This is a genomic window from Mycobacterium sp. 852013-50091_SCH5140682, assembly GCF_001665685.1.
Lineage (GTDB): Bacteria > Actinomycetota > Actinomycetes > Mycobacteriales > Mycobacteriaceae > Mycobacterium.
This window is the reverse complement of sequence record NZ_LZTB01000065.1, coordinates 61,855-75,038: the sequence shown is the minus strand read 5'-3', so window position 1 is coordinate 75,038 and position 13,184 is coordinate 61,855. Positions and strand designations below refer to the sequence as shown.

Sequence of the window (13,184 nt, the reverse complement as noted above, 5' to 3'; positions counted from 1 at the left end):
GTCACCTAGGCCTCCCAGCCGTCGAAGGTTGCTTCCACGGTCGTCAGATCGAGTGTGCGCAGTAATTCCAGCTGTGCCTTGGTCTTTGGCAACTCGTACCGGTAGAAGTAGCGGGCCGCATACCGTTTGCCAACGTAGAAATCGTCTTCCCGGCCGTGGGCGGCAAGCACCTGGTCAAGCCACAGCCATGCCACCACGATGTGGCCGAACGCCTCGAGATAGAGCGCGCTGTTGGCCAACGCCACGGTCGGGTCACCGCAGCTGAGCAGCACTGTGGTGACATCGCGCAACGCCTGCCACGACGCCTGCAGCTGCGCGGCCAACTGCGCCGGCTCACCACCGAACGCGGTGGCCCGGGTGATAGTTGTGGTGACCTCTTGCTCCAGCAGTCTCAAGCCCGCACCTCCATGTTGGCGCACTTTGCGGCCGAGCAGATCCAGGCTCTGGATGCCGTGTGTGCCCTCATGGATCGGGTTGATCCTGTTGTCGCGATAGAGCTGCTCGACGTCGTACTCGCGCGTATAGCCGTAGCCGCCGTGGATCTGGATGGCCAGATCGCTGGCCTGGACACACCACTGCGCCGGCCAACTCTTGGTGATCGGGGTGAGCAGGTCGAGTAGCTCGGTGGCGTCCCCGCGCTCCTCAGGAGTCTCGGCGCCTGCAGCGATGTCGGTCAGCCGCGCGCAGTACAACACCAGCGCGAGCGCACCCTCGACATAGGATTTCTGGGCCAGGAGCATGCGTTTGACGTCGGGGTGCTCGATGATCGGCACCGGCGCCGTATCGGGTTCTTTCGCAGAGAGCGGGCGGCCTTGCGGCCTCATCCGAGCGTAGTCGAGGGACTTGAGGTACCCGGTGTAGCCCAGCGCGGTGGCGCCGGAACCGGTCATCAGCCGAGCTTCGTTCATCATGTGGAACATGTAGGCCAACCCGTGGTGCGGCTGTCCGACGAGATAACCGACAGCCCCCGTGGCGCCGCCGGGCTCGAAGGCACCTTCACCGAAGTTCAATGCCAGGTTGGCCAGTCCGCGTTGTCCCATTTTGTGATTGAGGCCCGCCGGCACCACGTCATTGCGCTCGCCGAGCGATCCGTCTTCGGCGACGAGGAACTTCGGCACGATGAACAGTGATATGCCCTTGGTGCCACGTGGCGATCTCGGCAGTTTGGCCAGCACGAGGTGCACGATGTTCTCGCTGGCGTCGTGGTCACCGCCCGAGATCCACATCTTGGATCCGAAGAGTCGGTAGGTGCCGTCGTCCTGCGGGACGGCTCGGGTGGTGATGTCGCTCAACGACGAGCCCGCCTGCGGTTCGGACAGGCACATGGTGCCGGTGAATCGGCCGGCGAGCATGGGCGGCACGAAAGCCGCGATCTGGTCTTCGGTTCCGAACTCAACGAGCAGGTTGCAATTGGCCAACGTCAGCAGGGGATAGCTGCTCGTACTGAAGTTGGCCGCATTCAACCAGGTGAATGCCGCCGTGGACACGACCACGGGCACTTGGGCTCCGCCGTACTGTTCGTCCAAGGTCATGGCGAGCAGTTCGGTGTCGGCGAACGCACGCAACGCGTCCTTGATTTCGGGCAGGACCGTGACAGTGCCGTCGCGCAGGGTGGGTTCCTCGGCGTCGCTGCGCTTGTAATGCGGCGCGAAATGGCGCTCGGCCAATTCCTCGCAGAGGGTCAGCACGTCGGCGAACGTCTCAGTGGTGTGATGGGCGAATCGTGGCCGCTTCAGCAACTCATCGACCCGCAGCCACTCGAACAACAGGAAGTCCAGATCACGGCGAGACATCAGCGTCGACTTCATGGCTTCATTGCACCGACCGAAGACGAGACGGGCGAGTCTTCGTGCCGTGCAACGGAACGGTGGTGTCCAGGTAGGCCGACGCAACCTACGATCTCGGTATGAGCTCAGCGCGGAGCCAGCGACGAGGAGGCGAGCGGGTAGGTCCGCCGTTGAATCGACTCGTGGCCCGCCGCCATGATCTGGAAGCAGCCCAACGGATGCTGACCCAGTCGCGGTTGATCACCTTCACCGGGCCCGGCGGTGTCGGCAAGACCCGGCTCGCTCTGGAAGTGGCACATCGTGTGGTGGGGAAGTTCCCCGACGGCGCCTGGCTGGTCCGGCTGACCGATCTGAGCGTCGGAGCAGGCGCCAACGACGTCGAGGCCGCGATCGTCAGCGCCCTGGGGATCAGCGATCAGTCGGCGACACGGCCACGGGACAAGCTGCTGTCGTTCCTCCCCGAGCGCCGAGTCCTGTTGGTACTCGACAACTGTGAGCACGTCATCGACGCCGTGCGCCTCACCGTGCCCGTACTGCTGCGTGCCGCCCCGAACCTACGCATCATCACCACCAGCCGGGAGCACTTGGGCGTGGTGGGTGAAGTGCTGCGCCCGGTCCTTCCGCTGAGCGTGCCCGAACCGGGTACGCCTGCCGACCAGCTGGTCGCCGACGGATCGGTGAGCTTGCTCATCGAACGCACCGCCGCCGTGGATCCGGACTTCGACGTCACGGGCGTCAACGCCGACGCCGTGATCGAGCTGTGCCGGTTGCTGGAGGGATCGCCACTGGCCATCGAGCTGGCGGCGGCCAAACTGAGGTCCCTCACAGTGGAGCAGGTTGTCGAGCGGTTCCGGAAACGGTTGACCTCACTGACCGCCTCCGACGTCAACGCAGTGTCACGCCACCGATCACTGCGGGCGATGGTGGAGTGGAGCTACGACCTGTGTCATGGCAACGCGCAGGTGCTGTGGCGCCGCCTGGCGGTGTTTCCAGCGACCTTCGACCTCGAACTCACCGAACAGATCTGTGCTTTCGGCGAGCTGCGCGCGGAGGACGTGTTCGACGCGATCGACCGGCTCGTCGCCCAGTCTATCGTGCTCACCGACCGCGGTGCGGGGACCATGCGTTACCACCTGCCGGCCGCCGTCCGAGAGGTCGCTGCTGAGTTGGCGGACCAGGCCGGAGAGACGGAGCAGTTGCACCGCCGCCACCGCGACGTGATGCTGCGTCGCGCTGCCGAAATGTTGACGCAGTGGTGTGGACCCAACCAAGACAACTTGATTCGGCAGCTGAGCCTTGATCACCCCAGCTATGTGGCCGCCCTGCATTGGAGCGCTACGACTCCGTCAGAAGGACAGGCCGCGCTCGAACTGCTGGGCCGGCTGCGTTATCACTGGTTGACGAACGGACGCCTCGCAGAAGGCAGGATGCGCATCGAATCCATGCTCGAGGCCGAAACGTCACCATCAGCCGCGCGGGCGCACTGTCTGTGGGTCGTCACCTGGATCGCCTTGCTGCAGGGTGACCAGGAATCCGCGGTTCCCTGGTTGAACGAGCTGAAGCTGTACGCCGTGGAGTCCGGTGACGAAGTGTTCGCCGCGCACGTGCGCCAGTGGACGGCGCTGCGGGCTTTGTTCACCGGCGACACGACCGCTGCAGTACGCGGCTTTGGCCAAGCGGTGCAGGATCACGCCGCCCGTGGCGATCGCGAAATGGAACTGACGGCGCGATACATGCTTGCCAGCGCTTTGGTCACGGACGGCGCGACCGACCGAGCCCTCGCCGAAGCCCGTGACGCCGCGACGCTTTGCGAGCAGTACGGTGAACGTTCGGCGCACGCATATGCCGAATGGGCGGCGGCGCTGGCACATTGGTCGTTGGGCCACCATGACGAGGCGGAGCGCTCCGCGCGCCGAGTGTTGGAGCTGCGACGTACTTTCGGTGATGGCATTGCGGTCGCGCTGGCCACCGATCTGCTCGGGTGGATTGCCAACGACCGCAGTCAATTTGGTCGTTCCCGGGTGCTGTTGCGCACGGCCAAGGAACTGTGGCAGGCAATGGGAACCTCCATCGATGCCTTCGGGCCCCAGTTGTCCGGTTTTGCTGCCGCGCACACTCCCACGCCGACCGAGCCTGCGCCGGCGGACATGTCACGTTCAGCCAGGCCGATGGAAGTCGACGAGGCGATCGATTTCGTGCTCGGAGTCCTCGACGGAGTGCACAGGTCAGCGCGCCTACCCAGCGAACCGCTGACGAAACGGGAATTCGAAGTCGCAGCGTTGGTCGAGGTGGGGCTGTCCAACCGTGAGATCGCCGAGCGCCTTGTCATCTCCAAGCGCACAGCCGACGGGCACGTCGAGCGCATCCTTGCCAAGCTGGGCTTCGCGTCCCGCGCCCAAGTGGCGGCCTGGATGGCCCGGCACCCGTCGCCGCGCTAAACACGCCGCAGGTTCATGCCTCCGTCGACCACGGTGGCCGTGCCATTGACGAAGGATGCGGTGTCTGAGGCCAAATAGGTTGCCAGGCCGGCAATGTCGGCCGGTGCGGCCATGCCGCCCTGACCTTGGGTCACCATCTGCTCGAACGGCATACCGGTGATGTCCGCGAAGACCTCATTGGTGCGTGCCACCATCTCGGTGTTGACGAAGCCTGGACAGATGGCGTTGGCACGCACCCCGTTGTCACGCAGCTCCAGCGCCATAGCCTCGGTGAGCCTGATCAACGCCGCCTTGGTCGCCGAGTAGATGCCCAGTAGGGGAAAGGCCACCACGCCGCTGATCGAGGCGATGTTGATGATGGCACCGCCGCCATCGATCAACGCCGGCACGGCATGCTTGTAGACAAGCCAAGGCCCGCGCACGTTGATCGACACCAAGCGGTCGAAGTCCGCCTCGGTGGTCTCGTGCAGCGGGGCGAGTGTCTCCACGCCGGCGTTGTTCACGAGCACGTCGAGTCCGCCGAGGGACGCCGTCGTCGCCTGCACTGCCGCGGCGACACTGTCGGCTGAGCTCACGTCGCATGCGACACCGATCGCGCCACGGCCGATCTCGTTTGCCGCGGCCTCGGCGCACTCGATATCAGCGATCGCGACGACCGCACCGGCCTCAGTGAAGGCCTCGGCGATCGCGCGACCGATCCCGCGGTGTCCGCCGGTTATCAGCGCGCGCTTGCCGTGGAGGGAACTGCTCATGTCTGCGCATCTTCTTTCTGTTCGTGTCAAGTGTGGACAGGATGAATCAGGCTGTGATCGTGGGTATTTCGTCGGTGGTGGCCGGTCACTGCACCGTCCCGGCCACCATCACGACTCAGCCGACGACGCTGGCCTCGGCTTGCCTAGCCAGCAGCGGGACAAGGAATTCCGCCATCGCGTCGTGAATCTCCGCGGCCCGCGGAACCGCCCCCGACACGGACAACGTGGTGTGGAACAGGCGTGGGAGGCGTCGGCATTGCGTCGGTACCCCGGCGGCCAGCAACGCAGCCGCGTAGTCCTCGGCTTCGTCCCGGGTCGGGTCGATCTCCATGGTCACGATCAGTGTCGGCGGCAACCCCGACAGGTCCTCGGCCCGGATCGGCGCCGCCCACGGCGACGTGGCGTTGGCGGGGTCACCCAGATACATGGTCCACATGCGTTCCCCGACCTCGGCCGAGATCATCGGTCCCTCAGCGAACTGCTTGCGAGAGTCGTTGTCGGCCAACGGGTCTACCGGTGGCGTCACCAGAATCTGGGCCCGCAGCTCGGGGCCGCCTTCGTCTCTGGCGCGTAGTGCGGTCACCGCGGCAAGGTTCGCCCCCGCGCTCTCGCCGCCGATTGCAATACGGTCGGGGTCTCCGCCGAACTCGCGTGCATGCTCACCCGCCCACCGCAGCGCGGCGAGGACGTCATTTGGCGCTGCGGGAAAAGGATGTTCGGGTGCCAGCCGGTAGTCCGGTGACACCACGACCGCGCCGACGCGTTCAGCCAGGACCGCGCACGGCTCGTCGAACGCGTTGAGGCTTCCGCCGATCCAACCACCACCGTGAACGAACACGATGACGGGCAGCGGGCCGGTGCTACCTTCGGGCCGATACAGCCGCACCGGGCGCTGCCCCTCCTCCGTGGGATAGGAAACCTCGGTAACGGAGATGCCGCTCGGCAGCGGAAGCTGCAAGGCCTTGAAGGACTCCAGGCTGAAACGGGCTTCCTCCAGGGAACACTGCTCGAGGGGTTTCATGCCCATATTCATCATTCCCGCGAGCAGGAAGACTTCGCTGCCGTCGAGACTGACCAGTGTCGAAACCGGCCTTTCGTGCCCATCGAAGGCGAATCCGCTGAAATCGTGTGCCGCGACCTCGGCGACGATCGCGCGAAACATCGGGGCGCCGGTGAACAGCGACAACGGGGTTCGCGCTTTGCCCGGGATGTTGTCGCCCATGTACCACGTGGTCGCGGTGGGAAACAGTGTCACATCGGCGACTTCACAGACCAGCTCGTTGTAGCGCGTCTCGGCCTCGTCGGTCACTTCCGCCGTTCGGTACCCGCGCTCCTGCATCGTCGTGATCACGGCTGCGATGAAGTCGACGCTCTCTTCGATGGCAATGGGATTGTTGAATAAGGCAGCGGGACCTTGCGGACCGTTGATGTGAAAGAGGTTCGGAAACCCGTGGGTGGCGGTGCCGATATAGGCCCGCTGGCCGTGCGCCCAGTGATCGGTCAGTTGCTTGCCTTCGCGGCCGATGACGCCCATCCGCTTCAGGGCTCCCGCGCCCACATCGAATCCGGTGGCCAAAATGATGACGTCGAATTCGTATTCCTGCTCGGTGGTGGCGATACCCTTTTCCGTGATGCGAACGATCGGTGACGTGCGCGCATCGACGAGGCGTACGTGGGGCTCGTTGAACGCCTCGAAGTACTTGGTTTCGAAAGTCGCCCGCTTGACTCCGTAGGGGTGATCGGTCGGGCACAACAGTTCGGCGACCTCGGGGTCGGTCACACGCTCACGGATGCGGCTTCGGATGTAGTCGGCCACCGTCCGATTCGCTTCGGGATTGGTGATCAGGTCGTAGTAGGTGGAGGCAAGCATGCGGAAACCGCCGCCGTTGTAGAACTGGTCGTAGACCGCGCGTTGTTGTTCTGGCGTGTGGGCCGCCGCTGGAAGCACCGCGCGCGGATACGCCGCGCCTGCGATGCTGTTGAGTGCCTCCTGGCGAATCCGCGGGTAGTCGGCCACCGTGGCGTTGAATTCGTCATCGGACATCGGCGTGTTCCCCAGGGGGCAGGCGAAGTTGGGGGTCCGCTGGAAGACCGTCAGTTGGTCGACCTCGTTGACGATGGTCTGAATGACCTGGATGCCCGTAGACCCCGTGCCGATCACGGCGACGCGTTTGCCAGCCAGCTCGATGCCCTGTTTGGGCCAGCTGCTGGTGTGCACCACCGTGCCGCCGAAGTCGCTCTGTCCGGGGAAGTCGTTGGGCTTCGTCACCCCGAATGCACCCGCTCCGTTGAGGAAGAACCGTGCGGTCGTGGTGGCCCCGTCGTCGGTGCCGACGCGCCACCGCTCGGCGTCCTCGTCCCACACCACCGAGGTAACCCGGGTGTTGAAGCGGTAACTGCGTCGGAGGTCGAATCGGTCGGTGACGTGTTCCAGGTATCGCTTGATCTCGGGCTGAGAGGCGAAACGCTCCGTCCAGCGCCACTCGCGCTGCAGATCCTCGTCGAACGAGTACGAGTAGAAGATGCTCTCGAAATCGCAGCGCGCCCCGGGGTAGGTGTTCCAGTGCCACACCCCGCCGGCGCCGGGTGCAGCTTCGAACGCCTGCACAGAGAGCTTCAACCCATTGCGCAGTCGGTGGGTCGCATAGAGACCCGAGAATCCAGCTCCAACGATTACGACGTCGACGTCAGTGGTGTCCATGTCTTCATCGTGAAGAACAGTGATCCGTCACACATCCGGCGTACTACCCGTACCCATACCTGTGCCTATACCTGTTCTTTCTGACGGTACGTGCCACAGACGGGATGTGCCACATCAGAGTGCAGGTGCAGAGACTGGGAGAGGGACAGTCAACGGGGCTGCCGAATGCCGGCACCGTGATCACCACCCGGTATCTACGCTCCACCTTGCACCGGCGAATAGGCCTGTACTGCAACAGTATCGGAGATATCGAGCACGGATCTAGCCAGATACATGTGGGTGTTATCGGCGCCGCCCCGGAGCTGGCGTCCTCGTCACGGTTACGGTCGTTGAACACTGGGACCGCGGGTTTGCGGACGCGACAAGAAGCCGTCGTCAGTTACCGTGTCACGCTCCGTGGGTATCACCGCGGTCGCGCGTGTGCAATGCCGCTAGAGATTCTTCGGGAGAAAGCTCTGAATCGTCCGAACTGCTCGTTGCGAAATGCGAGATCGCCTGCATAATCCGCGAATCCTGGAATACGAAACGCTCCACCAATGGGCGGAACAGTTGAGGTGAGCCCGCTGTAGTGGTCCAGTCGTTGTGGGACTCTGTTGCCCGGTCCGCGGGCAGGGAAGAATCGACGACGACATGGCATCGAACAAGCGCCGGAGGCACACCCCGGATCAGATCATCCGCAAGCTGGCTGAGGGCAACAAACTCCTCGGGACCGGCCAGGAACTGGCCGAGGTGTGCCGGCATCTGGAGATCGCGGAATCGACGTGGCATCGCTGGTTCGCCCAGTACGGCGGTATGAAGGCCAACGAGGCCAAACGACTCAAGGAACTCGAAGCCGAGAACGCCCGACTCAAGAAGCTGGTCGCCAACCAGGCCCTGGATATCGACATGCTGAAGGAGATTTCGGCGGGAAACTTCTAACCCCGAACCGTAAGCGCAGCGCCGTCACAGCGCTGCGTGAGCGGTTCGGGGTGTCTGAGCGCCGGGCCTGCACGGTCGTTGGTCTGCACCGTTCCACGATGCGGCTGCTGCCGCCGCCGGTCACCGCCGAGGAGGCCGAGTTGCGGGCCTGGCTGCGGCGGTTCTCCACCGACCGGCCGCGCTGGGGATGGCGACGAGCAGCCAAGATGGCCCGTCGAGCGGGCTGGGCAGTCAACAACAAGCGGATCCGCCGATTGTGGCGTGAGGAGGGCCTGAGGGTCCCTCAGCGGCGCCGCAAGAAGCGGTTGACCGGGATCGGTGTCGCGGTGGGCGCGATGTCACCTATCCGTCCGAATGTCATCTGGGCGATGGACTTTCAGTTCGACACCACCGCCGACGGTCGCACGATCAAGATGCTGAATGTGATCGACGAGTTCACCCGCGAAGCTCTCGCCATTGAGGTTGATCGCAGTATCGACGCCGACGGCGTCGTCGACGTGTTGGATCGACTGGCCCTCGCATACGGAGCGCCGCGCTACGTACGCTTCGACAACGGACCTGAGTTCGTGGCACACGCCGTGGCCGATTGGTGCCGATTCAACAGTGCCGGTTCACTTTTCATCGATCCAGGCTCACCATGGCAGAACGCATGGATCGAATCGTTCAACGGTCGACTGCGCGACGAACTGCTCAACTCATGGCGCTTCGACTCGCTACTGGAGGCCCGGGTGATCATCGAGGACTGGCGAGCCGACTACAACGCGAACAGACCCCACTCCGCCCACGGCGAACTCACCCCAGCCGAGTTCGCTCTACAGTGGACCACGACCCACCAACCCCAAGTCGCATAGTGACTGGACCACCAAACGGGTCCCCCTCACAGTCCCGACAGCTTGGCGGTGGGGGTAGACAGTCTCGGGACGACGATTTGTTCTGCCCTTCGCTCGATGCCTGCGACGATGGCGTCTACCACCGTCTCACGGGGCACCAGCTTGAACAGTCCGCCGAAGTCGTTCCATACGTTGCGCGCTACGGGGTCGTCGAGAACCTCGTCGACCATGAGCGATCGGAAGAAGCTGGGATGCGCACTTCCTACCGTCACGCCGAATTGGCGCAGTTCGGGGCGCAACGAGTTGCACATCCCGAGCACGCCGGCCTTGCTGGCGCTGTAGGGAGAGTGCAGCGGTGAGTGTACGAAGCTGGCCATCGACGCCACGGCGAGGAGATGGCCCCGTTGGAAGGCGACGTGGGGAAGCGCGGCTTTGAATGTGCGCCATACGCCGTTGAGGTCGATATCGATCGTGCGTTCCCAGTCGCCGGGCGCCATGCCTGCAATCGGTCCTATCGGGCCGCCGGTACCTGCGGCGGCCACGACGACGTCCAGCCCTTCGAAATGTGCTGCGACTTCATCCATTACCTCGGTGAGGTTGTCTAGATCGCGGACATCGGCTTTCCAGCCACGGGCCACGTTTTCATCGCCGAGACTCTCGGCGAGGTCGCCCACGGCGTCGGCATTGAGGTCGAGCAATGCGACACTCGCCCCGCGGGTGCGGAGCGCTTTGGCCAGATCTTGGCCTAGGCTGCCGGCGGCGCCGGTCAGCGCGACGGTGCGGTTCGTGAGGTCGTATTTCATCGTGTCTCCTGCAGTGAGGTGGGTGCGGTTGGGATGGGGTCAACCGGCAGGCTTCTATGGCTGTTTGACGACATGCGTCGAAACGGAGTCGATGGGCAGGTGGCGACGCAGGAATTCGAGTTCATCGGCGATGACGCGTTGAAACGCTGGACCGTTGTAGATATCGAAGTGGCCGTAGGGGTATGTCTTGATCTCGCCGCGCGGAGCTCGCCGACCGTAGGCCAACGTCACGTCAGCCGGTGCGACGCTGTCGCCGCTGCACACGCAGAGCAGCAGCGGGCACCGAATGTTGGCAGCATCGCGCCCAGGGCGGTATCGCAGCACCTGAAGAGCAACTCGTGCCGCGACCTCGTTGCGCCACAACACACCGTCGGGCACCATCGCCGCCATCGCCGGCTGGGCATCGGGAGCGGTCATCATCGCCGTCGAGCCGGGGGCTCCGACGATGGGCAGCATCAGGGGTGTACGCCCGAGTACCCCTGCGGCCGTGTCGATTACGCCACGGAGTCCAACTTTCAGGGCGTGCAGCCGGTCCATTGCGAGTACCGACGCGGTGCCGTCGGTGAATGGGCACTGCGCGATGACGGCGGTGATGCCAGGTACGCGGGCGGCTGTTCGTAGGACATGCCCGGCGCTGAACGAGCTGCCCCACAACCCGATTCTGGATGCATCCACGTCCGGGCGTCTGCGTACGTGGGCGATCGCCGCGGCCCAGTCGGTGAGCTGACGGTTCATGTCCAGCAATTGACGTGGTTGCCCGTCGCTGGCGCCGAAGTGCCGATAGTCGAAGACCAAGCATGCGTAGCCGGCCTGGCTGAACTGGTCAGCGAACGCATCCAGGCGCATCTCCCGAATTCCGCCGAATCCGTGGGCCATCACGATGACTGGGGCCGGTACCGGTTGTTTCGGTAGGTAGAGCCAGGCGCGGCACGTCGTGCCGTCGGATTCGAACTCGACATTGAGTCGCTGGTTCATTTGTCAGTCCTTGACGGGTATCTCAGACGGTTGCTGGGGCGTTCTGCTTGGCGAGAATGTCCAGGGCGATGTCGACGATCATGTCTTCCTGCCCGCCGACCAAACCGCGGCGGCCAACTTCGAGCAGCAGCGTGCGGGCATCGAGTCCGTATTGGCGAGAGGCATTCTCGGCGTGCCGGAGAAACGATGAGTAGACACCTGCGTAACCGAGTGTCAAGGTTTCTCGGTCGACCTGGACCGGGCGGTCACGCAGCGGGCGCACCAGGTCGTCGGCGGCATCTTCGAGAGCCATCAGATCGCAACGGTGCTTCCATTGCTGCAGGTCGGCAACCGCGATGAAGGCTTCGATCGGGGTGTTGCCGGCGCCGGCGCCTTGACCTGCTAGTGACGCGTCGACGCGGGTGACGCCTTCCTCGACCGCGATGACGCTGTTGGCCACTGACAGTGACAGGTTCTCGTGCGCGTGGATACCGATCTGGGTCTGGGGATCGAGGACATCGCGGTATGCACGAACACGTTCGCGCATGCCGTTCATGGTCAGGCGGCCACCCGAATCGGTGACGTAAACGCACTGTGCACCATAGCTTTCCATGAGCTTGGCCTGCTCGGCCAACTGTGCCGGCGAGGCCATGTGGCTCATCATCAGAAAGCCCGACACGTCCATCCCAAGTTCGCGTGCGGTCGCGATGTGCTGGCTGGAGATGTCGGCTTCGGTGCAGTGGGTGGCCACGCGCACGGACCGCACACCCAGGTCGAAGGCGCGGCGTAGTTCGGCGATGGTACCGATGCCCGGAAGGAGCAGGGTCGTGAGTACGGAGCGGCTGATGTTGGCGGCTGCGGCTTCGATCCACTCCCAGTCGGTGTGGCTGCCGGGGCCGTAGTTGACCGAGCCGCCGGCGAGTCCGTCACCGTGGGCAACTTCGATCGCGTCGACGCCCGCCGCGTCGAGTGCGGCGGCGATCCGCCCCACGTCGGCGGGGCTGATCCGGTGACGGATGGCGTGCATGCCGTCGCGCAGCGTGACGTCCTGGATGTACAGCTGGCGGGTCATCGGCGGGCCTCCGTCAGGGCGGTGTTCGTTTGCCGGGCGATCGATTCTGCGACCTGGATCGCGGCCGAGGTCATGATGTCGAGGTTGCCGGCGTACGCGGGCAGGTAGTGCGCGGCGCCTTCCACCTCAAGAAACACCGATACCCGCGTCGTCACTGGTGGCGCATCGCTGGGCACCAACGTGTGCACAGGTTCGTCGGGCTCGATCGGCGTGAACTGGACGTCCTGCTTGAGCCGGTAACCAGGGACATAGCGAGCGACGCGTTCGGCCATCTCGTGAATGGAGGTCCGGATGGCGTCGTGGTCGGCGTCGCCGATCAGACAGAACACGGTGTCGCGCATGATGAGTGGCGGTTCGGCAGGATTGAGTACGATGATCGCCTTGCCCTTCGTGGCCCCGCCGACTGTCTCGATGGCATGTGCTGTGGTTTCGGTGAATTCGTCGATGTTGGCGCGGGTGCCCGGCCCGGCGGATTTGGACGCGATCGAGGCGACGATCTCGGCATAAGGCACCGGGGTGACCGCAGAGACGGCTGCCACCATCGGCACGGTGGCCTGGCCGCCGCAGGTCACCATATTGACGTTGTCGGCTCCGTTCCCGCAGGCATTGGTCAAGGTTGACGGGCGGGATGACGAACGGGCCGATCGCGGCCGGCGTGAGATCGATGAGCTTCTTACCGTGCGGTGCTAGGGCCTCGGCATTGGCGAGATGGGCACGCGCCGAGGTGGCATCCATAACGATGGCGATGTCGTCGAAATGCTCCATCGCAAGCAGCCCTTGAATGCCTTTGTGGGTGACCGGAATGTTGAGGCGTTGTGCGCGCGCCAGCCCGTCGGACTCGGGATCGATCCCGACCAGGGCAGCAACTTCGAGCGTGTCGGAGGTTCGCAGGATCTTGATCATCAGGTCGGTGCCGATGTTGCCCGAGC

General features: G+C 64.3%; 8 protein-coding genes and 1 pseudogene. 2 read left to right on the top strand and 7 right to left on the bottom strand.

Features of this window, described 5'->3' with window-relative positions; genetic code table 11:
• Positions 1 to 5: 5 nt before the first annotated feature.
• Complete coding sequence (locus tag A5784_RS19875) at positions 6 to 1,808, bottom strand: acyl-CoA dehydrogenase (protein WP_064946610.1); 1,803 nt, start codon at positions 1,806 to 1,808, stop codon at positions 6 to 8.
• A 98-nt stretch (positions 1,809 to 1,906) separates the two neighbouring features.
• Between A5784_RS19875 and A5784_RS19870 the strand changes: the two genes are divergently transcribed.
• On the top strand, positions 1,907 to 4,225 hold the full coding sequence (locus A5784_RS19870; RefSeq protein ID WP_232006148.1) for an ATP-binding protein: 2,319 nt from the start codon (positions 1,907 to 1,909) through the stop codon (positions 4,223 to 4,225).
• Here A5784_RS19870 and A5784_RS19865 read toward each other — a convergent pair.
• Both A5784_RS19865 and A5784_RS19860 read right to left on the bottom strand, forming a co-directional pair.
• Positions 4,222 to 4,977 (bottom strand): SDR family NAD(P)-dependent oxidoreductase, encoded by a 756-nt coding sequence (locus A5784_RS19865; RefSeq protein ID WP_064946609.1) that lies wholly within the window; start codon positions 4,975 to 4,977, stop codon positions 4,222 to 4,224. The two genes, A5784_RS19870 and A5784_RS19865, sit on opposite strands and share 4 nt — an antisense overlap.
• A 115-nt stretch (positions 4,978 to 5,092) precedes the next feature.
• Positions 5,093 to 7,678: a flavin-containing monooxygenase gene (locus tag A5784_RS19860; protein WP_064946608.1), complete on the bottom strand. Its 2,586-nt coding sequence runs from the start codon at positions 7,676 to 7,678 to the stop codon at positions 5,093 to 5,095.
• Between the two features lie 630 nt (positions 7,679 to 8,308).
• Here A5784_RS19860 and A5784_RS19850 point away from each other — a divergent pair.
• Positions 8,309 to 9,447 (top strand): IS3 family transposase gene (locus tag A5784_RS19850; protein ID WP_156750662.1). Its coding sequence is split into 2 segments (ribosomal slippage): positions 8,309 to 8,579 and positions 8,579 to 9,447, totalling 1,140 coding nucleotides; the frame shifts between segments, so codons are not numbered across the junction.
• A 26-nt stretch (positions 9,448 to 9,473) separates the two neighbouring features.
• Here A5784_RS19850 and A5784_RS19845 read toward each other — a convergent pair.
• The 4 genes and pseudogenes from A5784_RS19845 to A5784_RS19830 all read right to left on the bottom strand — a co-directional run bounded on the left by A5784_RS19845 (position 9,474) and on the right by A5784_RS19830 (position 13,158).
• On the bottom strand, positions 9,474 to 10,229 hold the full coding sequence (locus tag A5784_RS19845) for an SDR family NAD(P)-dependent oxidoreductase (protein WP_232006146.1): 756 nt from the start codon (positions 10,227 to 10,229) through the stop codon (positions 9,474 to 9,476).
• 54 nt (positions 10,230 to 10,283) lie between these two features.
• Positions 10,284 to 11,204: an alpha/beta hydrolase gene (locus A5784_RS19840; protein WP_064946605.1), complete on the bottom strand. Its 921-nt coding sequence runs from the start codon at positions 11,202 to 11,204 to the stop codon at positions 10,284 to 10,286.
• 22 nt (positions 11,205 to 11,226) lie between these two features.
• Positions 11,227 to 12,255 (bottom strand): 4-hydroxy-2-oxovalerate aldolase, encoded by a 1,029-nt coding sequence (gene dmpG / locus A5784_RS19835; RefSeq protein ID WP_064946604.1) that lies wholly within the window; start codon positions 12,253 to 12,255, stop codon positions 11,227 to 11,229.
• Positions 12,252 to 13,158 (bottom strand): annotated as a pseudogene (locus A5784_RS19830) (acetaldehyde dehydrogenase (acetylating)). The gene dmpG and the pseudogene A5784_RS19830 overlap by 4 nt, the downstream one beginning before the upstream one ends.
• Positions 13,159 to 13,184: the final 26 nt, after the last annotated feature.

Excerpts from the sequence above, each read along its gene's own strand:
- A5784_RS19875 (WP_064946610.1), bottom strand. The coding sequence starts at position 1,808 with ATGAAGTCGACGCTGATGTCTCGCCGTGATCTGGACTTCCTGTTGTTC.
- A5784_RS19870 (WP_232006148.1), top strand. The coding sequence starts at position 1,907 with ATGAGCTCAGCGCGGAGCCAGCGACGAGGAGGCGAGCGGGTAGGTCCG.
- A5784_RS19865 (WP_064946609.1), bottom strand. The coding sequence starts at position 4,977 with ATGAGCAGTTCCCTCCACGGCAAGCGCGCGCTGATAACCGGCGGACAC.
- A5784_RS19860 (WP_064946608.1), bottom strand. The coding sequence starts at position 7,678 with ATGGACACCACTGACGTCGACGTCGTAATCGTTGGAGCTGGATTCTCG.
- A5784_RS19845 (WP_232006146.1), bottom strand. The coding sequence starts at position 10,229 with ATGAAATACGACCTCACGAACCGCACCGTCGCGCTGACCGGCGCCGCC.
- A5784_RS19840 (WP_064946605.1), bottom strand. The coding sequence starts at position 11,204 with ATGAACCAGCGACTCAATGTCGAGTTCGAATCCGACGGCACGACGTGC.
- dmpG (WP_064946604.1), bottom strand. The coding sequence starts at position 12,255 with ATGACCCGCCAGCTGTACATCCAGGACGTCACGCTGCGCGACGGCATG.